Here is a 25,429-nt window from a genome sequence, read left to right on the forward strand (position 1 = left end):
CCTGAAACCGCGCTGAATGCGCCCTGCCGCAACCTCTGCGGCATGACGACACCGACATCCCGCTCACTTGCCATCGCGGCCAAGGGGCTGTGCAAGGCGTACGGAGACAAGACGGTCCTCGACGGCATCGACCTGGCGGTGCCGACCGGCACCGTCTTCTCCCTCCTCGGCCCGAACGGCGCCGGCAAGACCACCGCTGTCAAGATCCTCTCCACTCTCATCACCGCCGACGCCGGCGAACTGCACGTCGGCGGCCACGACCTGGCCACCGCGCCGCAGGCGGTGCGGGCCGCGATCGGAGTCACCGGGCAGTTCTCCGCCGTCGACGGCCTGATCACCGGCGAGGAGAACATGCTCCTCATGGCGGACCTGCACCACCTCTCCCGCGGCGAGGGCCGCCGTACCACCGCCGAACTGCTGGAGCGCTTCGACCTCGTGGAGGCCGCGAAGAAGCCGGTCTCCACGTACTCGGGCGGCATGAAGCGCCGCCTCGACATCGCCATGACGCTGGTCGGCGATCCGCGGATCATCTTCCTAGACGAGCCGACCACGGGCCTCGACCCGCGCTCCCGGCACAACATGTGGCAGATCATCCGCGAGTTGGTCTCCGGCGGCGTCACCGTCTTCCTCACCACCCAGTATCTGGAAGAGGCCGACGAGCTCGCCGACCGCATCGCGGTGCTGAGCGACGGCAAGCTCGCCGCCGAGGGAACCGCCGACGAGCTGAAGCGGATCGTTCCGGGCGGGCATGTGCGGCTGCGGTTCACCGACCCGGCCGCGTACCGGTCCGCCGCCGTCGCCCTGCGCGAGGCCACCGGGGACGACGAGGCGCTGTCGCTGCAGATCCCCAGCGACGGCAGCCAGCGCGAGCTGCGGGCCATCCTCGACTGGCTGGACTCGGCCGGCGTCGAGGCGGACCAGCTGACCGTGCACACCCCCGACCTCGACGACGTGTTCTTCGCCCTGACCGGCGGCACCAAGGTCCCCAACCAGTCCAAGGAGAACGTCCGATGAGTGCCCTCTCCCTCGCCGTACGCGACTCGAACACCATGCTGCGCCGCAACCTGCTGCACGCACGGCGCTACCCGTCCATGACCCTGAACCTGCTGCTCACGCCGATCATGCTGCTGTTGCTCTTCGTCTACGTCTTCGGAGGCGTGATGAGCGCGGGCATCGGTGGCGGCGGCGCGGACCGCTCCGACTACATCGCCTATCTCGTCCCGGGTCTGCTGATCATGACCATCGGCTCCACCGTGATCGGGGCCGCGATCTCCGTCTCCATGGACATGACCGAGGGCCTCATCGCCCGCTTCCGTACGATGGCGGTCTACCGCGGATCCGTACTCGTCGGGCACGTCGTCGGCAGCGTGCTGCAGGTGCTCGCCAGTCTGGTCCTCGTCGGTGCCATCGCCGTGGCCATCGGCTTCAGGTCCAGGGACGCCACGGCCCTGGAGTGGCTGGCGGCGTTCGGACTGATCGCGCTGTTCACCCTGGCGCTCACCTGGATCGCGGTCGGGATGGGCATGGCCAGCCCGAACCCCGAGGCGGCCAGCAACATGGCGACGCCGCTGATCCTCCTCCCGCTCATCTCGAGCGCCTTCGTCCCCATCGACGCGATCCCGGGCTGGTTCCAGCCGATCGCCGAGTACCAGCCGTTCACGCCGGCCATCGAGACCCTGCGCGGCCTGCTGCTCGGCACCGAGATCGGCAACAACGGGTGGATCGCGATCGCCTGGTGTGTCGGCCTGACCGCACTCGGCTACCGCTGGTCGACGTCGCTGTTCAACCGCGACCCGAAGTAACCGGCATGACAGCGCGGGCCGCCTCCCGCAACTCGTCCCGCCCCAGGGCGGCGTACTCCGACACCGCGTCGGCGTAGGCCGCCCGGTCGGCGTCCTGGGCCGCCTTCCGGGCGCGGTCCGCCGACATCGTCGGCTGGAAATCGCGCAGCACCCGCAGCCGTTCGGCCAGCGCGATCATCCGTACGGCACCGGCGTCGCCGGAGGCGAGCCCCGCCATACCGAGGGCGTGCAGCACTGTCCCGATCACGGGGAGTTCCATGGGAGAGCCGGTCGGACCGGAGAGCAGGGTCCGCAGCCCCCTCCGCAGCCGGTCGACCGGCTCCGGGACCAGTTCGAGACGGCCGGCGTGCGCGTGCGCCGTCACCGCCACCGCCAGGGTCTGCAGCACCCACCGGTCGAAGAAGGGGTCGCCGCCGGGCATCGAGTCGGCTGCGGCCAGCGGCTGCACGGCACTGCGCCACAAGCCGAGCCCGACCTCCGTCAGTCCGCGCGCGAGCGCGATCTCGGCGCGTCCGAGGAGGTCCATGCTGTAGTCCTCCTGCTGCGTGGTGTTGGCGCCCTGTGCCTGCCGCAGCCAGTACTCGGCCTCGTCGGGGTCGCCGCGCTGCAGGCAGGCGAGGACGAGGCCCCAGCGGACGCCGATGAGGTCGTGCTCGTCGCCGAGCCGAGGCAGCGCCCGGAGCGCCGCCCTGAGGTGCCCGTACGCCTCCTCGCCCCGCTCCGTCTGCAAGCACAGCTCGCTCAGCCGGGCGTGGCCCATGACCTGGAGGAACGGGTTGTCGACCGGCGTCAGTGCGGCGATGATCCGCCGAGCCGAGGCGCGCGCACGGTCGATGTCGTGCTCCGACTCCCAGACGTAGGTGGCGACGCACTCCGCGATGCCGGCGAGCAGCGGCTGCTCGCTCTCGCAGAGCCGGTGCAGCACTTCGTAGTCGGGCGGCAGCATCTCCGGGATCGCGCCCAGCACCACCGCGACGGCCCGCAGCAGCGTGTCCGGTGGGGCCGGGGGCAGCCGACGGAGCGTGACGAGCTGGCGTACGACGTGCGGGCCGTAGCCCATGAACAGACTCGCCGTGCACAACACCGCGGCTGCGCGGGCGACTTCGACGTGTTCGGGCTCGGGATGGTAGTGCGACAGCGGCCGGCCGGTGTCCGCGGCGAGGGCGGTGAGGCGGGGGTAGTTGGAGCCGGTGGACCACAGGGCGGCGAGGACGGCGGTGAGGGCGGCCGTGGTGGGGCCGTCCGTACGGGCCAAGGCGTGCCGCAGGGCCAGCACGAGGTTGTCCTGCTCGGCCCTGACCCGCTCCCAGGCGGTCAGCGGTTCGGAGCGGAAGAGCCAGTCGTGGTACGCGACCCCGAAGTCCCGCGCCCAGGCGAGGAACCGGCTGACGGCCTCCTCTTCCTCGCCCGCCTCGGCACGCCGGGCCGCGCTGAACTCCCGCACGGTCTCCAGCATCCTGAACCGCGCGCCGGCCGGGGTGTCGCCGACGGTGAGCAGCGACTGATCGGCCAGCTGCTCCAGCAGGAACAGCGCCTCCTCGCCCAGCACCCGCTCCGCCGCCTCGCCCGAGAAGCCACCGGGGAAGACGGACAGCATGCGCATCGCCGCCCTGGCCTCGTCGTCGAGCAGGTTCCAGCTCCACCCCACGACCGCGTGCAGTGTGCGGTGGCGCTCCGGAACGTCCCGTGCCCCGCCGCGCAGCAGCGCGAACCGGTCGCCGAGGCGGCGGGCGATCTCCGGCACCGACATGACCCGCACCCGCGCCGCGGCCAACTCCACGGCGAGCGGCAGCCCGTCGAGGTGGCGGCACAGCTCGGACACTTCGTCCGGCGGCAGTTCCACGCCGGGCCGGGCTGCCCGGGCCCGCTGCGTGAACAGCTCGGCCGAGGTGTCCGGACGGAGTTCCGGCAGCGCGTACACCGCTTCCGACGTGAGGCCCAACGGGGCCCGGCTGGTGGCCAGCACCCGCAGGTCCTCGGAGGACGAGAGCAGGGCCTGTACGAGGTCGGCGGCGCCCCGGATGACCTGCTCGCAGTTGTCGAGGACCAGCAGAGCGGGCCCGGAGCCGAGCACGCCGAGGATGCCGGACACCGGGTCGGCCGAGGCGTGGCCGCTCACGACGCCGGGCCGCCTCTCGCCCGCGCCGAGCGCGGAGGCCACCTCCGCGGCCACGTCCTCGTCCACCGTGACGCCGGCGAGCGGCACGAAGTACACTACGCGTTGCTCGGCCCGGCGGCTGACGGCGTGGGCGAGCCGGGTCTTGCCGAGGCCGCCGGGGCCGACGACGTTGACGGCGCGGGAGGCGCTCAGCAGCCGCTGCACCGCCGCGATGTCCTCGTCCCGGCCGAGGAGCGGGTTCGGCTCGTGCGGCACGCCGTGCCGGACCACAGGTGCCTCGCCGCGCAGCAGTTCCCGCTGTACGGCCTTGAGCGCGGCGCCTGGATCCGTGCCCAACTCGTCGCGGAGTTCCCGGCGGTAGGCCTCGTACCGCATCAGCGCGGTGGACGGACCCGCCGTCGCCGCCTCGCAGCGCAGCAGCTCGACGAGCACCTCCTCGTCGCGCGGATGCTCCGCAGCGGCCACGGCCAGCGGCCCGGCCGCCTCCGCGTGCCGTCCGAGGCGGGCGAGCGCGAGCGCCCGCGCGCGTAGGAGAGTGCCGCGGACGGGGGCGCGCTCGGTGCGCAGGGCGGCTACAGGGTCGTCGGTGTCGTACGCCTCGTCAGGAGTGCCCTCCCACAGTGCGAGCCCGGCCTCGGCCGCGGCCAGCGATCCCGCGTGGTCCCCGGCCCTGGCCCGTTCCGCGCCGGCAGCGGCGTGCAGCAGCAGCGCGGAGCTGTCGACCTGGTCCTCGGCGAGGGTGAGCCGGTATCCGGCCGGCGTGCCGGCGATGGCATCGGCGCCCAGCTGCGCCCGCGCCCTGGACACGAGGACCTGCACCGCTTTCGCCGGCCGCTCCGGCAACTCGTCCGGCCACAACCCCGCCACCAGGCGCTCGGTGCTGCAGCCCGTGCGCAAGTCGCCGGCGAGCAGCGCGAGGAGGCCGCGGAGCCGGGGGGCGGTGATCTCCTGTCCGCGATGGGCGACACGCGGCAGGAGGGTCAGGTCGGTGGTCACGCGTGCAGGTTAGCCAAGGTGCCCGCCACCGCCATCCGGATCATCTCGGAGGTCGAGGCCAACTCGCGTCCTCCTTGGCACTGGTCGCGCATCAGTTCAGCCACACCACACAAGGAACACGCCATCCTTGAGGCCACCGATTGCATGCGGGGCGAGCTCCGGGCTGGACTTGATGTCCTGGACACGCTTCGCATACGTGACGCCCCAAAAGGGCGGCGGCAGTCCCTTGGCCATGTCCCACGAGGACGTGCGCTGTGAGCCACGCCTGATGTGCAGGCGCTGACGTGACAACGGCTGCTTTCACGCGTTGTCAGGGCACGAAGCCACCCGTGCCGGCCTTCAACGGCGCAGGCCCCACCTACGCACCGGTACCGCAGGAAGACTAGGAAAATCTCCCCCCATGCCTGACGCTGTCACGAGTCAGTTCGCGAGAACCGAACGCTGTTTGCGCCTCTCGATCGCACCGGAGGTTGCTGCCCGCTACCCGGAGTGCCACACCGCCGTCGTCGTGGCCCTCGGCCTGGACAACTCCGGATCGTGGCCGGAGACGGAATCGGAACTGACCGAGCTGGAAGCCGAGGTGAGAGCCGGTCGACGGCAGATGCCCGGTGAGGACCATCCGGCCATTGCCGCCTGGCACGACCTGCTCCGCAGTTTCGGGACCAACCCGCGGCGGATGCGGCCGAGCGTCGATGCGCTGGGGCGGCGACTGGCCAAGTCCGGAAGGCTGCCGCGGATTTCACCTCTCGTCGACACCTGCAACCTCGTCTCATTGCGTTACACGCTGCCCACCGGCGGCTACGACCTGAATCACATCCGATATGGCTTCACCCTGCGGCAAGCGCGGCCGGGTGATGAGCACATTCCTCTCGGGCAGCCCGAGGAACGCGAGAGGCCCGTGCCCGGCGAGATCGTGTACGCCGATGGCCATCAGGTGCTGACGCGCCATTGGAATCACCGGGACGCCGACAACACCAAGGTCACGGAGAACACTGTCGATGCCGTGCTGTTTCTGGAAGGGATTTCGCCCGTGATCGCCCCGGACGTACTGGAAGAGGCCCAACGGGAGCTCGCGGACCGCGTGGCTCCTCATGCCTCGTCCGTCACGCTCCACACCTTCGACCCGGCACAGGAAACGACGGTGACCTGGGTGCCGACGCGCTGATCCGTGGATGCCTACTTCGCCGGGATGCTACTCGGCCTCGCCATGATCACGCCCATCGGGCCGCAGAACATCTTCCTCATCAACCAGGGCTTCACCTTCGGCGTACCACGGGTGTTCGTGGCGGTCGTGGCCGCCGGGGTCTGCGACACCGTCCTCATCTCTCTTGGCGGTGCCGGGACCTCAGCGGTGCTCAACCGCGTCCCCGGGATCAAGTCCTTCCTCCTGGCCGCCGGCGTGGTGTTCCTGACGTACCTGGCGGTGAAGTCGTTCCGGTCGCGCCCAGAGGACTTCGACCAGTCCACACCGCCCGAGATGCGTTGGCGCCGTGTCGTTGCGCAATGCACCTCGGTCACCGTCTTCAACCCCCACGCTGTCCTGGACGTGGTCGGCATCCTCGGTGTGGCCATCGCTGCCCAGGCTCCGGATCACCGCCCGATCTTCGCCGCGGGGACGGTCAGTGCCTCCTGGCTCTGGTTCACCCTCCTCGCTCTCGGCGCTTCGACGCTGAGACGCTGGCTGACGCCTCAGCGGCGGGTGTGGATCGACCGTGGATCCGGCACTCTCATGCTCGTTTTCGCCGCCCTCTTCCTGGGTGAACTCCTCCGCTCATGATTCGTCCTTCTACGCGGCCGCGCTCGCCCCTGTAAGCGTCGCGGCCGGCTCTCCCTGCCCCGCACTCGAAGGGAATCGCGTCATGCTCAAGATCGGCTTAGTACAGCAGAGCGCCTGGGATCTGCCCATCGACTCCATGCCACTGGCTGCCGGCTACATGAAGGCGGTACTGGACGCCGACCCGGACCTCGGGCCCGAGACCGATGTACGCATCCACAACCTGCGCGGCGGCTGGTCCATCACGCAGATGGCTCGCATGATCTTCGGTGACGGCGACATACCCGATGTCCTCGCCTTCTCCGTGCTCGGCTGGAACTACCGCAACTTCGCCTGCCTCGCCGAACTCCACAAACAGCTCAAGCCGGACGGCGTGACCGTCTTCGGCGGTAACCATGTCAGCAACCAGGGCCAGAAGGTGTTCCGCGAGTGCCCGTCCGTCGACGTCGTCGTCAACGGTGAAGGTGAGCTGACCTTCCGGGACCTGACCGCCGCCCTCCTCGCCGACCGTCGTGAACCGCCCCTTGCCGACATCGCCGGCCTGTCCTTCCGCTCTCCGGAGGACGGTGGTTGTGTCACGACCGGCGAGCGCGAGCGGATCGACGATCTGGACGTCATTCCGTCACCGTTCCTCACCGGAGCGATACCGCTCCTCGACCGCGATGGGCATTTCCCCTATGAGTTCGCTCTCCTGGAGACGAACCGCGGTTGCCCCTACAAGTGCTCCTTCTGCTACTGGGGTGGCGCCACCGGTCAACGCGTGCGCTCCTTCTCACGTGAGCGGCTCGCCGCCGAACTGGACATGTTCGGCTATCACGAGGTGCCCACGGTCTTCCTGTGCGACGCCAACTTCGGCATGCTGCAGGCCGACGAGGAGTTCACCGAGGACCTCCTCCGCATGAACGAGAAGTACGGCTTCCCCATCGCGCTGGAAGCCAACTGGGCCAAGAACAAGTCAGAGCGATTCCACCGCATCGTTCGTACGCTCAAGGAACGCGGATTCAAGAGTTCGTTCACCTTGGCCCTGCAGACGCTCTCCGATCAGGCGCTGACCGACATGCGGCGCCGCAACATGAAGCTCAACCAGTGGGAGGAACTCACCGACTGGCTGGCCGAGGAGGAGATGGAGGCGTTCGTCGAACTCATCTGGGGCGCCCCCGGCGAAACGACCGAGTCCTTCTTCCAGGGCTACGACAAGCTGGCGGAGAAGGTTCCCAGGATCGCCGTCTATCCGCTGTTGCTCCTGCCGAACACCGACTACAGCGAACAGCGTGACATCCACGGCTTCGTCACCGTCCGCGGGCAGTCCGACGACTTCGAGTACGTCCTCGCGAACCGTACCTCCACCTTCGACGAGAACCTCCGCATGCAGCGCTTCATGTACCTGGCGCGGATCCTCGGGGAGAACCAGTACTTCAAGCGGCTGTGGCACCCGGCACGGCGGCTCGCCGGGATGACCCAGTCGCAGGTCATCCACAGTCTGCTGGACTGGATCGACGCGTCGGACCATCCCTCGGTCGCCGCCTTCCGCGACAGCTTCCCGGTCATCGCCGAATCACCGGCCGTCGCCTCCGGTCATCGCATGCTGTACAGCGACCCTCTGCTGGACCGGGAGATCGAGCGGTGGTGGTCGCAGTCGATCGTGCCGAGGTTCCCGGAGGACTGGAGGGACGCGGGAACGCAGATGTACGCCTTCGAACGCTGGAGCCGTCCCGTCTACCAGCCCCCAGGCACCGAGCGGCCCGACGGCTGGACCGAGGCCGACGGCGAGTACATCAGCGAGGAGGTCTCCTTCTCCTACCCGATGGCAGAGCTGCTCGACCGGATCGCGGCCGGGGACCTCACCTCGCCGGATGCGGAGGAGGCGGTCTACGTGTTTCGTGGCATGAGCGGCTTCTACCAGCACTTGGACAACCACGAGACCGGCGCCCACTACTTCACCCGCGCCGAACGCCTGGTACACGCCTGACCAGAGCACACCGCGGGGCTCCGTCGTCTCACGCGCTCTCACAGCCTCAGCTGAACACCTCTTGGAACCCCTACGTACTAAGGACATCCGTAGATGACAGCCAGGGGACGACGGAAGTCGACGGGCCCGCGACACAGGGCGCCGGCGACGATGGTCGAGGCGGAGGGCAGCAATGGGAAGTCCGGCCCTGAACTGGACGCTGGCGGCGGTCGCCGCATTCGTGGCCGTCGTGAGCACGGCGCGGCTGGCCGCCGCCGGCAGCAGAGAGGCCCGGTTCGCGGCCGGAGGCGATCTCGTCATGGCCGGCGGCATGGCCGCGATGTTCCTGCCCATGACGGCGGTCGGCTTCGGGGACCACAGCCTGTGGTGGGTGACGGTGTTCAGCGCCGTCGGCCTGGGTGGCGTGGCCCTGTCCGTACGCCATGTTCGGCTGCACGGCTGGCGACACGGCCGCCGCTGGGCGCATCACATCATCGGCAGCGCCGCCATGGTGATCATGACGCTCGCCATGCCGGGTTCCGACTCCGCGCCGGTCCTCGCGTTGGGCGGGCACTCGATGGCCGGCATGGCTCATGGGCACGGGCACGCGTCCGACACCGCGGGGACGGCGGGCATGGCCGGGATGCAGGGCATGGACCACTCCTCGGGGATGGCCGGTCACGACATGACGGCCGGCGCCGCCCACAGCTCCGCGTCGGGAGACTCCGCTGCTGTGTGGCGTGCCGTCCTGCTCGCCCTCGCCGTGTACTTCCTGCTCTCGATCGTCGCGGCCGTGTGGGCACGGCTCCGTGGCACCGACCGGCCGGCGGGTGCGGGCCGCGCCGTGGGCAAGGGCCGCTGGGCGCGGCGGCTCCTCGCCCTGCCCGACGCGATCGTGGTGTTCGCCGCGTCCTTGGCCATCTCCGTCTGGGACAGGGCACGGCCGGGAGGCGACAAGCGCCGGGCCCACGCGGCAGCGGGCCAACGGAGCCGCCGTCGCCCGCCGGGTACGTCACCGAGCGCGGCGCTGCTGGCCCACATCGGCATGGGCGGCACGATGTGCGCCATGCTCGTCATGATGGCCGCCTGACGGCTCGTCGCGGATCAGTGACCGCCGGTCGACGTGACCGCGAGGCGCTTCTTGAACGTCCTGCCGCCGTCCTTCGACTCGAACACCCCGGCTTGAGTGGCGGCAAGGACATGCTCGGCGCCGACGGCGGTGAGTGCCTGTGGCCGGCCGCCCGGCACGGTGGAGACCTTCTTCCATGTGGTGCCGCCGTCCGTGCTGCGGTTGAGGCCGCCGGAGGTGTCGATGCCGTAGAGGCCGTCCTTCGCGGTCCAGGTGAGGAAAGCCATCACCGGCTCCTTGCCCGGGGCGAAGGTCTTTCCGCCGTCGCTGCTGCGGGCGACTCCTTCGGCGGTGGTGGCCAGGACGACGCGGGGGTCGGTGGGGCTGACCGCTATGTCCAGAGCTTCCAGCCGGGCCCCCTCCCTCCAGGAGACGCCGTCCTTGGTCGTGCGCACCAGGCCGTTGGTGGAGTCGTAGCCGTAGACGGTGCCGTGGGCGGATTCCAGGGCGTGGAAGTCGGACTCGCCGGACAGGGACAGTGCTTCCCAGGTCTCGCCCGCGTCGGTGCTCCTGATGAGCCCCTTGTTGCCGCCGGAGGTCGGGTGGCCGCTGGCGTAGAACGTCTTGTCGCCGGCCACGGTGAAGCCCATGAAGTCGTCCTTGCTGTCGCCCACCAGCTGAGGCTCTCCCTTGGCGTCGGGGGTGTAGACGCCTTCGTGGGTGGCGACGTAGAGGTGCTGGTCGGCGGGGTCGAGACCGAGACCGTGGATGTGGCTCACGGTCGTCCCGGGGGCAGCGGACGAGCCGTTCGAGTCCGCGCTGTCTCCGTTGCCGGAGCATGCGGCCAGTGTGAGGGCGAGAGCCAGGGCAGTGGCTGCCACGGTGGCAGGGCGCTTGTTCATGATTCCTCGGGGGCGTACTGGTGCACTGGAGCGGCGACCGCCGATCACGGTCCTGCCGGCACGGGGAGGTGACCGCCCGGGCTCCTCGGGTGCGCCCCTCGGAGCCCTGAGCGGTCAGTGGGTGATGCGGATCAGAGCCGGTCGAGGATCTTCTCGAACTTCTCGACCTCGGCGGACTGGGTCTTCACGACGTCGGCGGCGAGCTTCTTGGCCGTGGCGTTGCGGCCGTTCTTCTGCTCGTCCTCCGCCATGGTGATCGCGCCCTTGTGGTGCTCGATCATCATCTCCGCGAACATCCGGTCGAACTCGGTGCCCTTGGCAGCCTCGAGCTTCTTCATGTCCGCGTCGGACATCATTCCCGACATCCCGGACCCGTGGTCCATGCCGCCGGACCCGTGATCCATGCCGGGCATGCTCTCCCCGGCGGACACCGGCTTGCCCCAGCCCTTCAGCCAGGACTTCATGGTCTGGATCTCGGGGTCCTGGGCCTTTTCGATCTCCGCGGCCAGGGTCTTGATCTCCGCGTCGGAGGCGCGGCCGTCCGCGAGCTCGGACATCTCCAGCGCCTGCTGGTGGTGCGGGATCATCATCTGCGCGAACATGACGTCCGCGTCGTTGGACGCGCCGGGCGCCGGGTTCTCACCCGTCGCCCGGGTGGGCGAGGCGGAGGCGGAGGCGGAGTTGCCGCTCCCGTGGTCCATGCCCTCCATGTCGTTCCCACCGCAGGCGGCGAGCAGCAGCCCGCCCGCTGTGACGGCGCCCACCACCGCGAGACGGCGACTCAGGCGGCGGTTGAGGGCGTGCTTGTAGGCAGTCATGTGCGGAATACCTCTTGTCGTCGGTTCTGTCTGTGCGGAATACGCGTCTGCGCGGGCAGCGCTGAATGGGCCGCGCGACGGTTCGGCCTATATCCGCAGAACTGACAACTCGGAGAGGAGCGGTCTCGGCGGCGGAGTTACGGGGCGCGCCAAGGCCATCGATCGAGCGAGAAGGGCAGTCAGCCGCTCTTGCCGGCGGACCACCAGCGCATGGAGAAACAGCCCGAGCAGCCCCGCGGTGAGAACCGCCAAGCACACGGACATCGGGTCCATGCCGCCCGGGAGTTCGTGCACCGGCGACTTGGCGGCCGATGCCGCTGTCCCGTGCTCGGCCGCCACCTGCGGCTCGGCCGAGGGCTCAGAGGCTGCGCCCTTCTGGGCCATGCCGTCCTGGTGCGCACCTGCGGCAGCAGGGATCGCGCCGCTCATGCCGTGCCCGGAGGAACCTTCTGGGTGGCCCATCGTGTGCATGGCGAACACGCCCAAGGTGAGCATGACGACCAGCAGGAGGTACCCGAAGGCCCCACCTGCGCGCAGCCGCCCGCTCATGCTCAAGCCTGCCCTCCGTACTCGACCTACCGGGGATACTACTAAGTCGCTTGGCACTGCGCGGCAGGACCGGGCGGAGGCCGCCCAGTACGACAACGTGGCAACGCCTGCCTCGGCACCGCCATCGCCCGTTCTCAGACCCGTCGCCGGCCGGAGGCAGTCGGCCCGAGGGCGAGGACGACAAGGATCACGAAGGCGGCGACGGCGGTGAGCGTGCGGGCGTTGTTGAACAGCTCCCAGCGGCGCAGGATCTCCGCATGGTCGGCCGGCGGAGCGGTGGCTGCCCACTGCTTGATACGGCCGTTGATCGGGACGTTCCCGAACCGGGTGATCAGGAAAGACGCCAGGGTCAGGGTGCACGCCACACCTGCGAGGGCGCGGGCCCGGGCGCGGGTCAGCACGGCAAGGGTGAGGGAACTGCGAGACCGCCATCGCGCCCTGCACGGTGATCCCGTTCACCCTCATCAACTCGGTGTGGAAATCGAGCCGCATTCCGATGGGCACGGAGTTGAACGTGGGGACGAGGTTGGCGGCGCCGTAGCCGAACGCGCCGGCGAGCAGACCGGTGGACAGCAGGGAGAGTCCCTGAATGAGCCGGACCCGCGTGGGCTGTGGTGGACGGGTGCACGGAGGGGCGAGTTCGGGTCGGGCGGGCATCAGGCTTGCCCGCCCGCATCGGCCGGTGCCGGGGTGAGGGCTCGGGTGAGCTGGTGGGCCCGGCGCATGCGTCCGTCGTCGGTGAACTCCCCGAGGAGGTGCACCTCGGTTGCGGTGGCGCCGCCCTTGCGCATCCGCGCGTGGATCGTGAGCCTGGCGGCGATCCGGTTACCGTCCGCGATGGCTTCGTGCACCTCGAACCGCCAGCCGACCACGTTCTTGCGCACCGGTCGCAGATGGGCGAGGAGCCGGTTGTGTTCGAGTCGGATCCCGTCGCTGATCTGAACGATGTCCGGCGTGAAGTGGCGGGCCATCACCGATTCCGGTGTGTCCCCCCGGACCGTGGACTCGGTGAGAGAGGTGAAGAAGTCCGAGATGAACCGCTCAGGCGCGGTGTTGGCGAAGGGCTCCATGACGCTCCGATCTGGTCAGGACGGCGGGGGCGGGGAAGGGCAGGACGGAGAGGCCACAGTCCGATCACAATCTTTGACAGGCTTGTAAGGTATAAGCTTCTCGATAACTTAGACAAGGCTGTAAGAGATGACTTCCTCGGGAGAACCACGCCGTCGGCGCCGCGCCGATGCCGAGCGCAGCAGAGCCGCCATCCTCGACGCGGCGGTCCGCCTGTTGCGACAGCGCCCGGATGCGGGCATGGAGGCCATCGCCGCGGCGGCGGGGGTGACTCGGCAGACGGTCTACGCCCATTTCTCGTCGCGCGACGTACTCCTCGTGGCCGCCGTCGACCGAATCAGCGAGGACGCCGTCGCCGCGATGGACGCCGCCGCACTCGATGAAGGACCGGCCAGAGCCGCGCTTCTGAGGTTTCTCGACGCCTCCTGGCGGTCGTTCGAGGACAACGCGCCGCTGCTCCAAGCGGCTCCGACCGGCATGCCGGGGGGCGGGGAGCGGGCACGCCACGAGCCTGTCACCGAGCGGCTGGCCCGTCTCGTCGAACGGGGTCAGCGGGCAGGTGAGTTCGCACCGGGGCTGCCTCCGCGCTGGCTGGTGGCCATGACGGTCGCCCTGGGACATGCGGCGGGAGACGAGGTCGGTTCCGGCCGCATGACGACCACCGAGGCCGAGACCGCGCTCCGCACGACCGTCCTCCGGGTCCTCGGCGCCGCGGAAGGACGACCCGACTCACATGATCGGCCAGACAGGGCTTAGCGCCTCCGAGCAGCGTCCAGGCCGATCGCTTCTGTGCAGGCGGTCAGGGCGCGAGCGGACCGCCCAGTGCGTCGAGGACGGTCCCTCCGAGCAGTCCCAGAACGACGGATCCGGCCGCCGCACCGTAGGCGATCACAGCGGCCGTCCGTGACGTCGTACGGGAGTCACCCGCGGGTCCGCGTGTGAGGAACGCCGGGGCGATCCAGCGCAGGTAGTAGAAGAGGGAGGCCACGGTGTTGACCGCCGCGACGACGGCCAGCCAGGCGTAGTCGCCGTCGAAGGCCGCGCTGAAGGCTTCCAGTTTGCCGAGGAACACGGCGGTCGGGGGCGTGCCCACCAGGCCCAGCAGGCAGACGACGAGCGAGGCCAGCAGGGCTGGGTGCGCCCGTGCCAGGCCCCGGTAGTCGTCGATGGTGTGCGCTCCGGGGAGTGCACAGACGACAGCGAAGGCCCCGAGGTTGGTCAGGGCGTACCCGGCCAGGTAGTACAGCAGCGCCTCCTGGTCGAGGTCCGTGCGTCCGGCGACGGCCACGGGGAGCAGGAGATAGCCGACCTGGCTGATGGTGGAGTACGCGAGCAGCCGTTTGACGTCCTGTTGGAAGAAGGCCGCCAGGTTGCCCAGGGTCATGGAGGCGACCGAGAGCACCGCCACCAGGCCGGCCCAGGGCAGGTCGGCGTCCGCCAGCGGCACCACGCCGAGCCGGTAGAGGGCCGCCAGGGCGCCGATCTTCGGGATGGTGGTGAGGAAGGCGGCCACCGGGGCCGAGCTGCCCTGGACGGCGTCCGGCACCCAGAAGTGGCCGGGCACGCCTCCGGCCTTGAACAGGACACCGGCGAGCAGGGCGAGCGTGCCGACCGCGACCAGTCCGGCCGGCGCCAGGGCGAGCTCGGAGCGGAGCACGGGGTAGGCCGTCGCCCGGCCCGCGGCGAGCAGCACGGTGATGCCCGCGAGCATCAGGACACCGAGGAGCGCGCCGACGACGTAGTACTTCAAGGCCGCCTCGGTGCCGGGGCCGTCCTTGCGGAACCCGGCGAGCGCGTAGCCGGGCACGCCGGCCAGCAGGTAGCCGGCGGCGAGGAGCAGCAGGTCCTGGGCTCCGGCCAGGACGAGCGCGCCCACGGCGGCGAGCTGGAGGAGGACGTAGAACTCGGTCTCGCGCGGGTCGCCGTACCGGCGCGGCATGGCGAGCGCGAGGACGAGCAGGGTGCCGCCCAGGATGACGATCCTGCTGGTGGCCGTGAGCGGATCGATGGCGAAGGACGCACCGAAGGCCGTCTCCACCGGGCCGGCCGAGGCGATGGCGGCGGCCACGATCCCGCCGGTGCAGGCCGCGCCCGCCAGGGCCCCGGTCAGCCACTGGCGGCGGCGCGGCAGCCAGGCCCCGAGCAGCAGCCCGAGCACGGCGGAGGCGGCGAGCAGCACCTCGGGCAGGAGGTCGAGGGGGTTCTCGTTCATCCCGGTCATCTCGTTCATCGCGCGAGCAGCTCCAGCACGGTGCGCGAGGCGGGTTCGATGACGTCGAGGACGAACCGGGGAGCGAGGCCGAGGACGACTCCCAGGGCCAGCAGAGGGACGATCGCGAGCCCTTCGTGGCGGCGGATGTCGGGGAACGGCCGGTCGGCACCGGGCGCGGCGGCGGGCAGCCGCAGCGGCCCGAGGAAGATCTGTTGCAGTGCGCGCAGGAACAGGCCCGCGGTGAGCAGGATGCCGAGCACGGCAAGGCCGGTGGCGACCGGCTCGGGCCCGAGGCTCCCGGTGAGGATCTGGAACTCGGCGATGAAGCCGGAGAAGCCCGGCAGCCCGAGCGAGGCGAAGGCGGCGACGCCGGTCAGCGCGGCGAAGACGGGCGCCCGCCCGGCGACACCCGAGTACGCGGACATCTCGTACGTCCGCCCGCGCTCGTACAGCACGCCGGACAGCAGGAACAGCGCGCCGGTCAGCAGGCCGTGGCTGACCATCTGGAAGACCGAGCCGGTGACGGCGAGGCGGCGGGCCTCCTCCTGGCCGGCGCCGACGACCCCGGCCGCGCCGATCGCCAGGACGATGTAGCCCATGTGGTTCACGGAGGTGTAGGCGACCATCCGCTTGAAGTCGGTCTGGGCGAGGGCGACCAGTGCTCCGTACAGCACGGAGACCACGCCGACGACGACGAAGACGAGCGCGTGGTCGCGCCAGGCGTCTGGCAGGACGGGTATGGCGATGCGCAGGAAGCCGTACGTGCCCATCTTCAGCAGCACGCCGGCGAGGATCGCCGACCCGGCGGCGGGGGCGTCGGTGTGGGCCGGGGGCAGCCAGGTGTGGAAGGGCACGGTGGGGGTCTTCACCGCCAGCCCGACGGCGATGGCGAGGAGGACCAGGGCGCCGTAAGCGGAGCGTCCGGCGAGGGGGTTGGCAGTCGTGAGTTCGACGATGTCGAAGGTGTGCGGGTCGGCGGCCAGATAGAGGCCGATGAAGCCGAGCAGCAGGGCGAGGGAGCCGATGAAGGTGTAGAGGAAGAACTTCAGCGCGGCGCGGGCGGCGCCCTTGTGTCCCCACCCGGCGATGACGAAGTACATCGCCACGATGGACAGGTCGAAGAAGACGAAGAAAAGGATCAGGTCGAGGGCCACGAACAGGCCGAGGCACGTCGTCTGCAGGAAGAGGAACAGCGCCGCGAACTCCCTGACCCGCCGGGTCTCGCGCCACGCGTAGAGCGCGCAGGCGAGGAACAGTACGCAGGTGACGGCCACCAGCGGCAGGGACAGTCCGTCGACGCCGACGTGGTAGCTGATGCCGGCGCTGGGGATCCAGCGGGCACGCGTCTCGTACTGGATGCCGCCGTCGGCCCGGTATCCCGCCCAGACCATCACCGTCAGGGCCAGTTCGGCGGCGGTGGTCGCGACCCAGGCCGTCGGGAACAGGGGGCGGGGCGCGCTGCGCGGCAGGCACAGCAGGAGGGCCGCCACGGCGGTCGGGAGCAGGACGATGGCCGTGAGCACGGCGGTCACCTCACGAGGACGAGGACGACGGCGAGGACGGTGAAGGCGGCGACCGCCTGGGCGAGGTACTGGTGCAGTTGGCCGGTCTGCGGTCGGCGCGCCCAACGGCCGAGCGCGCGGGCGCCGCCGGCCACGCTCTCCACGGTGCCGTCGACGAGCCGTTCCGCCTGGGCGTTGGTCCATCGGGCCAGCCGGACCGAGCCGCGGGCGGTGCCTTCGGCGGCGCGGTCCAGCACCCGGTCGTCGAAGACGGCGAGCGCGTCGGCGAGGCGCAGGACCGGGTGCACGCTGAGCGTGCGCGCGGCGGTCTCCAGGCCAAGCCAATCCGACGCCAGGGCGGTGATCCGGCCGGGCAGGGCGAGGAGTTGCGGACCGCGGATCCAGACCGCGGCCGAGACGGCCACCGCGAGCGCGCCGGACAGGGCGAACTCCCATGTGTGTGGGGCCGGTTGTGGCGCGCCGCCGAGCACCCGCTCCACCGCGTCCCGTACGGGCGGGAAGGACGTGACGGTCAGCGCGACGCAGGCGACGGCGAGTGTCGCGAGCGGCAGCCGGGCGGCATTGGGCAGCGATTGCGGCTGCGGCTGCGGCTGCGGCTGCTCACGGTCGTCCGATACGGCAACGGGCTGCCAGACGAACCACAGGGCCTTCGCGCTGTAGACCGCCGAGATCACCGCACCGGCCAACCCGACCACGTACAGCGCCGCGTTGTCCTCGAGGGCGCCCGCGAGGACTACGTCCTTGGCCGCCCACAGGGACAGCGGCGGCACCCCCGCCAGAGCCAGGGCCGCGACGGTGAAGGTGACCCCGGCCGTACGGTGGCGCCGGGCCGCACCGCCCAGGGCGGGCAGCGCCTTGGCGCCGAGGGACGTCAGCCAGGCGCCCGCGACGAGGAAGGCGAGGCTCTTCGCGGCGGCATGGGCGATCAGCTGCAGAGTTCCGCCGGTGACCGCGCCGGCCCCGGCGGCGAGCACCATGAAGCCGATCTGGGCACAGGTCGATGCGGCGAGCAGTTGCTTGAGGTCGGTCTGCGCCACGGCGACCAGGCCGAGCAGCACCGCCGTCACCGCACCCGTCCACGCCACCACCTGTCCGCCCCAACCGGACTGCGCGAGCAGCGGTTCCAACCGGAGCAGCAGATACGCCCCGGCCACGACCATGGTCGCCGAGTGCAGCAGGGCGGAGACCGGGCTGGGTCCCTGCATGGCCCTGGACAGCCAGAAGCTGAACGGCAGCTGGGCCGACTTGCCGAACGCGGCCGCGATGACACCGGCCGTGATGACCGCGGACCAGGCGCCGGTCGCGTCCGCGAGGTCGTCGAGGGCGAGGGAACCGGCCTGCCCGCTCGCCAGCGCCGCTCCGGCGGCGAGGTAGAGGCCGAGGTCGGCGGCGCGGGTGGTGAGGAAGGCCGTGTCGGCGGCAGCGCCGCGCTCGGGGTCGCGCCACCAGTAGCCGATCAGCGCCCAGGAGGTGGCGCCCATGACCTCCCACGCCATCAGCAGGACCGGAAGCGTGGTCGCGGTGACCGTGGTCAGCATCGCGCCGCCGAACAGCAGCATCAGCCCGAAGAAGCGGGCGCGTGCCTCGCCGGGTCCGATGTCCGCGACGCTGAACAGGAGGACGGCCGCGGTCACCGCCGTGACGGTCACGACCATGAAGCCCGACAACCCGTCGACCGCGAGCCCGGCGGGAAGCCCTTCGAGCAGCGGGGCCTCGACCCGCGGGTGCCCGAACGCCACGGCGACGGCGATGCCGAGCGCGGCGACGGCCGTGCCGACTGCGACACCAGGGGCGTACCGCTCCGCCGGGCGGCCTGCGACCGCGAGCAGTGTCCCCACGGTCAGCGGCAGCGCGACGAGCGCCCACAGCAGCGCGCTCACTCCTTCAGCTCCGCCGCCATGTCGGTCATGTCGACCTCACGAGCCCGGAAGAGCGCCGTGACCACGGCGAACCCGATGGCCATCTCCACCGCCATCACGGTGACCGCGAGGACCACCAGCACCTGCCCGTCGGCAGCGGCCGGGGCGATGTAGTGCCAGACGGCGGCGGCGCCGACGATGATGCCGCCCAGCATCAGTTCGAGCCCCATCATGAGCATCACGATCGACTGCTGGGTGAGCGCGCCGAACAGGCCGATACTGAACAGCGCGGCGGCGAGCAGCAGGAACAGCTCCAGGCTCATCGGCCCGTCCCTCCCCGTACCGGGTCGTCGGCCCTGCGCGCTTTCAAGTCGTCGCCGAAGCGGTCGTAGCGGCCCCGGCGGGTGGCCAGGACGACGGTCGCGACGATGGTGGCGAACAGGGCGAGCCCCAGGGTCATCATGGTGAGCATCTGAGGCCCCATCAGCGACAGGCCCAGATCCATGGTGGGATCGTCCGGCGGCCTGCCGCGCCGGGACGGCCACGGGGCGAGCAGGATCCCCGCGGCGAGTACGGCGAAGACCACCGCGCAGATCGCGGCCGCGCCCTGCTTGTTGTGGAGCATGGTCATGGGCATGAGCCCGGCCGGATTCATCATGTACATCACCATGAACACGGCCATGATGGCCATCTCGATGGTCATCATCAGCACGATCACGACCCCGAGGTAGTCCAGCCCGAGCAGCAGCACCTCGCCGCCCACGCACAGCAGCGAGGTCAGCAGCGCGTACGTGGCCCGGGCCATGGAGTCGAACCGGAACACCATGACGCCACCGGCCACCGCCAGCAGGGCCAGCACCCAGAAGATCACGTCGTCGAGCAGGGCCCTCACCTCCTCATCGGTTCAGGACGACGACGGCCACGAACAGCGCCTGAAGCAGCGTCAGCGGCACCAGCACCATCCACGCCAACTCCATGTACCGCTCCATCCGCAGCGTGGGCAGCAGCCGGCGCCCGGCGACCAGCAGCGCCAGCACCGCCGCCGTCTTCAGCAACGTCCACGCCCAGCCCGGCAGCAGCGGTCCGTGCCCTCCGCCGAGGAACAGCGGCACGCTGAAGCCGGCGGTCACCACGAGCAGCAGCCACCGCCCGCCCAGGAACACCAGCCGGTCCACACCCGCCAGCTCGGCGGCGGCCCCACCGGCCGTGTCCCGCGCCAGCGGATGCTCGAACGGCCCCCAGAACGCCATCGCGAGCGCGCTCAGCAGATAGACGACGAACGCGGCCGGCATCCACACCGCGAACCACAGTCCGTCCTGGGCCGCGACCACGTCCCCGACCCGCAGGGACTCGGCGCCGAGGGCGGCGGTGGTGATCGCGAACATGTGCGGAAGTTCGTACGCCAGCCCCTGCGCGAGGAACCGGTACCCGCCGATCAGTGACAGCGCCGAGTTCGCTCCCCAGCCCGCGAGCCATACCGCCGCCCAGGCCAGGGCCTCCATCGCGTTGAACCACACGATGCCGACGGACGGATCGCTCACGGCACGCGAGCCCCACGGCAGTACGGCACCCGCGAGCACGGCGGCCACCGGGACCAGCACCACGCCCAGCCTTCCGAGCAGCCGGTCGGCGGCCGTCGTACGGCGTGGCTGCTGAACGAGCAGCCGCAGGGCCTCGCGCAACGGGGCCGTCGCCCGCAGCCCGGCCTCCCGGAGACTCCCGGCGGGACCACGCTCGGCCGACCCGGACAGCACCGCGTCGAACCCGGCGGTGACCACGGCGGCCACGGCCAGGGCGGCGGGAAGGACGACGGCCGCCCACAGGGGCGCTGCGTCAGGCATGGGCCGCTCCGGGCACGGGCGCGAGGGTGAGTTCGTCGAGGTCGGGGTCCAGGCTGGCCACGATGATCCGTGCGCAGGCGAACTCGGCACCGGTCAGGAGTTCGGCGAGGACGTCGAGCAACGCCTGCGACGGCGGCTGCGGCCCGTCCAGCCGGCCACGTGGCCCGGTCCGGTCGTCCGGCGCCAACGGCCGTGTGTCGTCGAGCCCTTCGAGGCCGCGCTCGGCCTCGTTCAGCCACATCAGCAGCCGGTCGTACGCGTCCCCGTCCGCGGCGAGCGCCGGTCCGGTCACTCCGGCCGCCCGCGCCCTGTCCGCCGGCAACTCCCCCAGTCCGGCGATCGACCAGCGCAGGGCCCTGGACCGCCCGACTCTGCGCACCGTCCTGCGCAGAGCGCCGCCGATCCCCTCGCGCGACGCCCCCGACAGCAGCTCGTCCCGCAGCCGACGGCACCGCACGGCGATGTCGTCCCAGCCGACGACGGCGAGGAGCCGTCCCGCACTGTCCAGATGCGCGGCACAGCGTCGGCGTACCGCGTCTCCCCTGGTGACCTCCTCGCCGTGGGCGGCCCGCAGCCACGGCTCGTCCCAGAACGGCGGTCGAGGGCCGGACGCCACGGGGAGGTGGTCCACCTCGACGTCCTGTACGACGTCTCCTTGCAGGGTGAGACGGAGAACGAGCCCCGCCGGCCAGTCGCTCAGCCCGGGACCGAAGGGCACGTGAAGCTGGTCGAGCCGCAACTCGTCCCGGTCGTCCCCCCGTTCGGCCATCGGCAGGCCTGCCACTTCCATGGCGTGCATGTCATGACCCGAGTGATCCATATGGCCGCCATGCCCTTGGTGATCCGTATGGTCCATGTGCGCCGCATGGTCGGCGGGTTGGTGGGGTCCGTGCCCCTCGTGCTCGCCGTGCTCATGGTCGCCATGCTCGCCCGCCTGGGCCTCGGACCGGTCGTCCACATGTCCGCCGCGCGGAGTCACCGCTCTGTCGGTCAGGTCCCCGCGCGCCATGCCGAGGGCGTGTGCGACCTGCCCGCTCTCCCCCACCACGATGCGCACGGCGGGCTCCGGCATCGACCGCTCCATGCGGTCCAGCCACTCCGCGTGCTCCGGCGCCGGGACGCCGCAGACGACCAGCAGATCCGCGGCGGCTGGAGCGCCGACGACGGGCCACCCCCGCCGCCGTACCTCCGCCTCGGCCTCCAGCCGGAGTTCCGTCGCTCCGGGCAGCGCGACCGTGAGCACCGCCGGGCGGTTCATCGCCGTACGCCGCACGAGGCCCCTCAGGTCCACCTCAGAGCCCCCTCGCGCCAGGCGTACGCCACCGCCGCGAACAGGATGCCGAGGAAGAGGAACATCTCCACGACGGCCGTGGTGCCCACCTCCGAGACGACCTTCACCCACGGATACATGAAGAGCATCTCCATGTCGAAGGCCAGAAAGATCATGGTGACCGGGTACCAGCGCACATGGAACCGGGACACGGCGTGCTCGCCGGGCTCGAGGCCTCCGGCGAAGGGGCCGCTTTCGAGGGGAGCCCGCGCCGCCGCCAGCCACAGGCCCAGCCCGTACAGGCCGGCCAGCCCGGCCCCGACCACACCGAGGAGGACCAGCATCGGCTGCCATGCGTCCATCCCACCCGACCTCCCTGCTCGGCGTCCTACCGCTCATGGTGCGCGACCGGCTGGTCCGGGCCCTGGAGGCGGGGCCCGGACCATCGGGAACAATCCTGTCCAGAATTCGAGTTACCCCTTACGAGCGGTCCCCGTCAGTGCACGTGCGGGCCGCCCGTCGACTGTGGTTTGCCGCGCGGTACGAGGCCCAGGGCGACAACGGCGCCGGCAGCGGCTGCCACAGCACACACGGTGAACGCGTCGGCGAAGCCACCCACCGCGCCCTGCTCGAAGCCGGAGGCCGCGATGGTCGAGACGACGGCGACGCCGATCGAACCACCTACCTCGTGGAAGGTGTTGACGACCCCGGAGGCGAGCCCCGCCTCCCGGTGCTCCACCATGGCCAGGGCGGTGGTCGTGGCGGTGACGAATACCGCGCCGATGCCGAGGGAGGCGATCACGAAGCCCGGCAGGAGCCCGGCGTACACGCTGCCGGTCTCCGACAGCCGGGTCAGCGGGATGGTTCCGGCGGCCGCGACGGCCATGCCGACGACGGCCGTCGGGCGGCTGCCGATCCGGCCGACGAGCCGGGACCCGAGGTGGGCGCCGATGCCGGTGGCCACGGCGACCGGGAGGAACACCAGCCCGGTACTCAACGGGCTGAACCCGCGGATGTGCTGCAAGTAGACGGATCCCAGGAAGAAGAACGCGATCAGCAACGCCGTGGCGACCAGCATCAGGAAGGCCCCGGCGAGCACCGGCCGCCGGGTGAACATCCGCAGGTCCATCAGCGGGGCCCGGCTCGCCCGTTCGACTGCCGCGAAGGCCGCGTACGCGAGCACGGCACCGGCCAGCGGCAGCAGGGTCGAGGCGTCCGCCCAGCCGGTGTCCCCCGCCTTGACCAAGCCGTAGATCAGGGCAGCGGTGCCCGCGGTGACGAGCAGCGCGCCCGGGATGTCGAGCCGTGCGGGTTGCGGAGCACGGGCCGGTACGAAGGCGGGCAGGGCGACCAGCAGGAGCAGCCCGACCGGCACGTTGATGTAGAACACCCACTCCCAGCCGGGCCCGTCGGTCAGGGCCCCGCCGAGCAGCACACCGGCCGCGGAGCCGGTGCCCCCGATCGCGGCCCAGACACCGAGTGCCTTGTTGCGTTCGGCGCCGTGGAAGGTGGTGGTGACGATGGACAGCGCGGCCGGGGACAGCAGGGCCGCGCCGACGCCCTGACCGATCCGGCCGCCGAGCAACATCGGCGCGTTCCCGGCCAGACCGGTGATCAGTGACGCGGCGCTGAAGAGGACGAGGCCGGCGAGCAGGGTACGGCGGGCGCCGAGGGCGTCGGCGAGCCGGCCGCCGAGCAGCATCAGCCCGCCGAAGCAGAGGGTGTAGGCGGTGACGACCCAGGTCAGCGTTTCCCGGCCGAGGTCGAGATCGACCGCCATGTCGGGGAGGGCGACGTTCACGACGGTGACGTCGAGGATCAGCATGAACTGGGCGAGGCAGATCAGGGCGAGCGCTCCCCAGCGGCGTGGGTCGGCGGGCGGGTGGTGGTCGTGTTCGGCGGCGTGCGGCGCACCGGCTGCGGAATGGGTCATGACGAGTCCTTCTGGTCCGTGGTTCCGGTCGTGTCGCGCAGCGGGACGGCGCGAGGAGTAGAGCGAGGAGCACACCCGCCGCGGGGACACCGGCGCACGGCGACGTTCACCCCCTACTTGAACCATACTGTTCAGTTCACATGAACTCAACCGTTCAGTTCAGGTGGGGCAGAGTCGGTTCATGGGCGCCCAAGGTGACCGCTCTGCGCAACCGAGCAAGGCCGACCGACGGTCCCCGCCCCGCAGGTGGCGATCATCCAGTTCTACGGGCTCCCGGCCTTCCCCCACATGGTCTTCAGTACTACGGCATGCATATCGACGAAGACCTGACGGACCGTCTCATCACCACTCCCGCGCCGTCGCCGATGCGTGCGGATCGCGCGGGACGAGTAAGCCCGACAGGCACGTGGGTTGGAGCACGTCCAGCCGTCTGACCTATGGGTTTCCCAGGCCACGGCAGCCCGCACGCCGCGGCCTGATCCACATGCGCACAGTGCCCTTGTGTGGCCGACTGGAAAGGGGAGTTATCCGCGATCCGGTGAAGTCGATTCAACCATTGCGCTTTGAACGACGGCTTCGCTCGGCACACTCCACCCCGTGAAGGAGTGATCTTGTGATCCGAGGTGACGGCATCCGCCGCAACGTCGCCGAGATAGACGACGACGAACGGGACGCGTTCGTCAAGGCCATCAAGGAACTGAACAAGCGCCATTACCCGGGCTCTCGGGACGAGTTCCCGCCCGGCGGCGTCAGCCACTGGTTCAAACAGGACGAGATCCATCAAGCCACGCACGTCCATCAGGGTCCGGAGTTCCTGCCGTGGCACCGCGAGCTCTGCAACCGCTTCGAGCAGCTGATCCGGGCGGTCGAACCACGGCTGTCACTGCACTACTGGGACTGGAACACCGATCCCGCCCCACTCTTCACTCCCGAGTTCATGGGGGCGAAAACAGGTGAAGAGGTGGGAGAACCCTGGCTGAGCGCCGGCTTCTACAATCCGCAGGCCGATCCCTTCCGCGGCGAGAGCTCCTCGGACGTCGCACACGGCAATCCCTTCGACCCGCCCCGCACCCTCAAACGAGAGGTTCCCGACGGTCCGCCGGAGCTGTGCTTCTCGGACCGCGAGATCATCCGCTCGTCGAACTACCTGAGCATGCGCATCCGACTCGAGCGCTGTCATGACGGCGCCCACGGGTACATCGGCGGCACGATCGGCGACGCCCACACGGCCTTCCGCGACCCGTTCGTCTTCCTGCTCCACGCGAACGTGGACCGCCTGTTCGCGATGTGGCAGTACGAGGACCCGGCCACTCGGCTCAATCCGGCCACCGTGTACGGGGAGGATCCCGGGGAACCCCTCTGGTACGCGCGCAGACTGCAGCCCTGGGACGGCTCGGGGCGGACGCGGCCGTGGGTCCGGCCGGAGCGCGAGCGGCAGGTAAAGGACTACCGGCACCCCAGCATCGTCACCCCGCCGCAGTACGACACGCTCCAGCCAGTCGGCGACGGACCGCTCACCGCACAGCAGCTGAACGAACTGCGCCACGCGCTCGATGGCGCCATCGCCCTTCAGACGGCCCTGGCCCACGACCACCACTAGGCCCTGTCGTCAAATTCCCGTCGTCCGCCCGGAGGGCGGGCCCCGCGGCGTCAGGTGCGTGCTCTCGGCGTGCCGGCCGGAAGCCCTCGTACTGGGCGTACTCGGGCTTTCGGCCGGTGCGGCGAGAGTGCGTGCCGGGCGTCGCG

Annotated in this window: 23 protein-coding genes; 8 read left to right on the forward strand and 15 right to left on the reverse strand. The window is 70.6% G+C overall.

The genetic code is table 11. The annotated features are described in order from the left end of the window. Positions 1 to 42 precede the first annotated feature (42 nt). Together MQE23_RS05445 and MQE23_RS05450 are read left to right on the forward strand one after the other, a co-directional pair. A complete protein-coding gene (locus MQE23_RS05445; protein ID WP_020275567.1) occupies positions 43 to 1,014 on the forward strand; it encodes an ATP-binding cassette domain-containing protein in 972 nt (323 codons plus the stop codon). Next, entirely contained in the window at positions 1,011 to 1,802 is a 792-nt protein-coding gene (locus MQE23_RS05450; RefSeq protein WP_020275568.1) for an ABC transporter permease, read from the forward strand. The genes MQE23_RS05445 and MQE23_RS05450 overlap by 4 nt, the downstream gene beginning before the upstream one ends. On the opposite strand, the gene MQE23_RS05455 is transcribed toward MQE23_RS05450, so the two are convergent. Continuing rightward, the gene (locus tag MQE23_RS05455; protein ID WP_243378419.1) at positions 1,783 to 4,917 is read right to left on the reverse strand and encodes a BTAD domain-containing putative transcriptional regulator; all 3,135 of its coding nucleotides are present in this window, start codon (positions 4,915 to 4,917) and stop codon (positions 1,783 to 1,785) included. The two genes, MQE23_RS05450 and MQE23_RS05455, sit on opposite strands and share 20 nt — an antisense overlap. A gap of 400 nt (positions 4,918 to 5,317) precedes the next feature. Here MQE23_RS05455 and MQE23_RS05460 point away from each other — a divergent pair, with 400 nt between their 5' ends. From MQE23_RS05460 to MQE23_RS05475, 4 genes are all read left to right on the forward strand, one after another. Then, positions 5,318 to 6,082 carry a phenylalanine--tRNA ligase beta subunit-related protein gene (locus MQE23_RS05460; RefSeq protein ID WP_243378420.1) on the forward strand — a complete coding sequence of 255 codons (765 nt, stop codon included), beginning with the start codon at positions 5,318 to 5,320 and terminating at the stop codon, positions 6,080 to 6,082. A 3-nt stretch (positions 6,083 to 6,085) separates the two neighbouring features. Further along, entirely contained in the window at positions 6,086 to 6,694 is a 609-nt protein-coding gene (locus tag MQE23_RS05465) for a LysE family transporter (protein ID WP_020275571.1), read from the forward strand. Positions 6,695 to 6,776: 82 nt separating this feature from the next. Continuing rightward, positions 6,777 to 8,660: a KedN5 family methylcobalamin-dependent radical SAM C-methyltransferase gene (locus MQE23_RS05470; RefSeq protein WP_243378421.1), complete on the forward strand. Its 1,884-nt coding sequence runs from the start codon at positions 6,777 to 6,779 to the stop codon at positions 8,658 to 8,660. Positions 8,661 to 8,832: 172 nt separating this feature from the next. After that, the gene (locus MQE23_RS05475; protein WP_243378422.1) at positions 8,833 to 9,729 is read left to right on the forward strand and encodes a DUF5134 domain-containing protein; all 897 of its coding nucleotides are present in this window, start codon (positions 8,833 to 8,835) and stop codon (positions 9,727 to 9,729) included. Positions 9,730 to 9,743: 14 nt separating this feature from the next. Here the strand turns inward: MQE23_RS05475 and MQE23_RS05480 are convergent, their stop codons facing one another. The 5 genes from MQE23_RS05480 to MQE23_RS05500 all read right to left on the reverse strand — a co-directional run bounded on the left by MQE23_RS05480 (position 9,744) and on the right by MQE23_RS05500 (position 13,047). Next, positions 9,744 to 10,610: a F510_1955 family glycosylhydrolase gene (locus MQE23_RS05480; RefSeq protein WP_243378423.1), complete on the reverse strand. Its 867-nt coding sequence runs from the start codon at positions 10,608 to 10,610 to the stop codon at positions 9,744 to 9,746. A 131-nt stretch (positions 10,611 to 10,741) separates the two neighbouring features. Next, the gene (locus MQE23_RS05485) at positions 10,742 to 11,428 is read right to left on the reverse strand and encodes a DUF305 domain-containing protein (RefSeq protein WP_243378424.1); all 687 of its coding nucleotides are present in this window, start codon (positions 11,426 to 11,428) and stop codon (positions 10,742 to 10,744) included. 87 nt (positions 11,429 to 11,515) lie between these two features. Then, entirely contained in the window at positions 11,516 to 11,977 is a 462-nt protein-coding gene (locus MQE23_RS05490) for a hypothetical protein (RefSeq protein WP_020275578.1), read from the reverse strand. 134 nt (positions 11,978 to 12,111) lie between these two features. Further along, positions 12,112 to 12,378 carry a DUF1772 domain-containing protein gene (locus MQE23_RS05495; RefSeq protein ID WP_020275579.1) on the reverse strand — a complete coding sequence of 89 codons (267 nt, stop codon included), beginning with the start codon at positions 12,376 to 12,378 and terminating at the stop codon, positions 12,112 to 12,114. A gap of 255 nt (positions 12,379 to 12,633) precedes the next feature. Beyond that, entirely contained in the window at positions 12,634 to 13,047 is a 414-nt protein-coding gene (locus tag MQE23_RS05500) for a nuclear transport factor 2 family protein (protein ID WP_243378425.1), read from the reverse strand. A gap of 127 nt (positions 13,048 to 13,174) precedes the next feature. On the opposite strand from MQE23_RS05500, the gene MQE23_RS05505 reads away from it, so the two are divergent. Further along, the gene (locus MQE23_RS05505; protein ID WP_037671962.1) at positions 13,175 to 13,801 is read left to right on the forward strand and encodes a TetR/AcrR family transcriptional regulator; all 627 of its coding nucleotides are present in this window, start codon (positions 13,175 to 13,177) and stop codon (positions 13,799 to 13,801) included. A gap of 43 nt (positions 13,802 to 13,844) precedes the next feature. On the opposite strand, the gene MQE23_RS05510 is transcribed toward MQE23_RS05505, so the two are convergent. The 9 genes from MQE23_RS05510 to MQE23_RS05550 form a co-directional block, all read right to left on the reverse strand. Further along, the gene (locus MQE23_RS05510) at positions 13,845 to 15,266 is read right to left on the reverse strand and encodes an NADH-quinone oxidoreductase subunit N (RefSeq protein WP_037671977.1); all 1,422 of its coding nucleotides are present in this window, start codon (positions 15,264 to 15,266) and stop codon (positions 13,845 to 13,847) included. A gap of 5 nt (positions 15,267 to 15,271) precedes the next feature. Continuing rightward, on the reverse strand, positions 15,272 to 16,780 hold the full coding sequence (locus MQE23_RS05515; protein WP_243378426.1) for an NADH-quinone oxidoreductase subunit M: 1,509 nt from the start codon (positions 16,778 to 16,780) through the stop codon (positions 15,272 to 15,274). A 5-nt stretch (positions 16,781 to 16,785) separates the two neighbouring features. Then, positions 16,786 to 18,660, reverse strand: a complete 1,875-nt coding sequence (locus MQE23_RS05520; protein ID WP_243378427.1) for a proton-conducting transporter membrane subunit — start codon at positions 18,658 to 18,660, stop codon at positions 16,786 to 16,788. Next, the gene (gene nuoK / locus MQE23_RS05525; protein WP_020275585.1) at positions 18,657 to 18,962 is read right to left on the reverse strand and encodes an NADH-quinone oxidoreductase subunit NuoK; all 306 of its coding nucleotides are present in this window, start codon (positions 18,960 to 18,962) and stop codon (positions 18,657 to 18,659) included. The genes MQE23_RS05520 and nuoK overlap by 4 nt, the downstream gene beginning before the upstream one ends. After that, a complete protein-coding gene (locus tag MQE23_RS05530; RefSeq protein WP_243382506.1) occupies positions 18,959 to 19,522 on the reverse strand; it encodes an NADH-quinone oxidoreductase subunit J in 564 nt (187 codons plus the stop codon). Before MQE23_RS05530 ends, nuoK begins: the two co-directional genes overlap by 4 nt. Positions 19,523 to 19,535: 13 nt before the next feature. Then, positions 19,536 to 20,480 carry an NADH-quinone oxidoreductase subunit H gene (locus MQE23_RS05535; RefSeq protein ID WP_020275587.1) on the reverse strand — a complete coding sequence of 315 codons (945 nt, stop codon included), beginning with the start codon at positions 20,478 to 20,480 and terminating at the stop codon, positions 19,536 to 19,538. After that, positions 20,473 to 21,771 (reverse strand): hypothetical protein, encoded by a 1,299-nt coding sequence (locus tag MQE23_RS05540; protein WP_243378428.1) that lies wholly within the window; start codon positions 21,769 to 21,771, stop codon positions 20,473 to 20,475. Before MQE23_RS05540 ends, MQE23_RS05535 begins: the two co-directional genes overlap by 8 nt. Next, a complete protein-coding gene (locus MQE23_RS05545) occupies positions 21,762 to 22,112 on the reverse strand; it encodes an NADH-quinone oxidoreductase subunit A (protein WP_020275589.1) in 351 nt (116 codons plus the stop codon). The genes MQE23_RS05540 and MQE23_RS05545 overlap by 10 nt, the downstream gene beginning before the upstream one ends. Positions 22,113 to 22,246: 134 nt before the next feature. Beyond that, on the reverse strand, positions 22,247 to 23,683 hold the full coding sequence (locus MQE23_RS05550; RefSeq protein WP_243378429.1) for an MFS transporter: 1,437 nt from the start codon (positions 23,681 to 23,683) through the stop codon (positions 22,247 to 22,249). 613 nt (positions 23,684 to 24,296) lie between these two features. Between MQE23_RS05550 and MQE23_RS05555 the strand changes: the two genes are divergently transcribed. Then, entirely contained in the window at positions 24,297 to 25,283 is a 987-nt protein-coding gene (locus MQE23_RS05555) for a tyrosinase family protein (protein ID WP_020275591.1), read from the forward strand. Positions 25,284 to 25,429 lie beyond the last annotated feature (146 nt).

Source organism: Streptomyces sp. HP-A2021 (assembly GCF_022807935.1).
Lineage (GTDB): Bacteria > Actinomycetota > Actinomycetes > Streptomycetales > Streptomycetaceae > Streptomyces > Streptomyces afghaniensis.

What these genes read in the sequence shown, in the direction of transcription:
- MQE23_RS05475 (WP_243378422.1), top strand. Translation starts at nt 8,833, where the DNA reads ATGGGAAGTCCGGCCCTGAACTGGACGCTGGCGGCGGTCGCCGCATTC.
- MQE23_RS05505 (WP_037671962.1), top strand. Translation starts at nt 13,175, where the DNA reads ATGACTTCCTCGGGAGAACCACGCCGTCGGCGCCGCGCCGATGCCGAG.
- MQE23_RS05545 (WP_020275589.1), bottom strand. Translation starts at nt 22,112, where the DNA reads ATGGACGCATGGCAGCCGATGCTGGTCCTCCTCGGTGTGGTCGGGGCC.
- MQE23_RS05485 (WP_243378424.1), bottom strand. Translation starts at nt 11,428, where the DNA reads ATGACTGCCTACAAGCACGCCCTCAACCGCCGCCTGAGTCGCCGTCTC.
- MQE23_RS05480 (WP_243378423.1), bottom strand. Translation starts at nt 10,610, where the DNA reads ATGAACAAGCGCCCTGCCACCGTGGCAGCCACTGCCCTGGCTCTCGCC.
- MQE23_RS05460 (WP_243378420.1), top strand. Translation starts at nt 5,318, where the DNA reads ATGCCTGACGCTGTCACGAGTCAGTTCGCGAGAACCGAACGCTGTTTG.
- MQE23_RS05470 (WP_243378421.1), top strand. Translation starts at nt 6,777, where the DNA reads ATGCTCAAGATCGGCTTAGTACAGCAGAGCGCCTGGGATCTGCCCATC.
- MQE23_RS05500 (WP_243378425.1), bottom strand. Translation starts at nt 13,047, where the DNA reads ATGGAGCCCTTCGCCAACACCGCGCCTGAGCGGTTCATCTCGGACTTC.
- MQE23_RS05510 (WP_037671977.1), bottom strand. Translation starts at nt 15,266, where the DNA reads ATGACCGGGATGAACGAGAACCCCCTCGACCTCCTGCCCGAGGTGCTG.
- MQE23_RS05550 (WP_243378429.1), bottom strand. Translation starts at nt 23,683, where the DNA reads ATGACCCATTCCGCAGCCGGTGCGCCGCACGCCGCCGAACACGACCAC.
- MQE23_RS05450 (WP_020275568.1), top strand. Translation starts at nt 1,011, where the DNA reads ATGAGTGCCCTCTCCCTCGCCGTACGCGACTCGAACACCATGCTGCGC.
- MQE23_RS05490 (WP_020275578.1), bottom strand. Translation starts at nt 11,977, where the DNA reads ATGAGCGGGCGGCTGCGCGCAGGTGGGGCCTTCGGGTACCTCCTGCTG.
- nuoK (WP_020275585.1), bottom strand. Translation starts at nt 18,962, where the DNA reads ATGAGCCTGGAGCTGTTCCTGCTGCTCGCCGCCGCGCTGTTCAGTATC.
- MQE23_RS05445 (WP_020275567.1), top strand. Translation starts at nt 43, where the DNA reads ATGACGACACCGACATCCCGCTCACTTGCCATCGCGGCCAAGGGGCTG.
- MQE23_RS05535 (WP_020275587.1), bottom strand. Translation starts at nt 20,480, where the DNA reads ATGCCTGACGCAGCGCCCCTGTGGGCGGCCGTCGTCCTTCCCGCCGCC.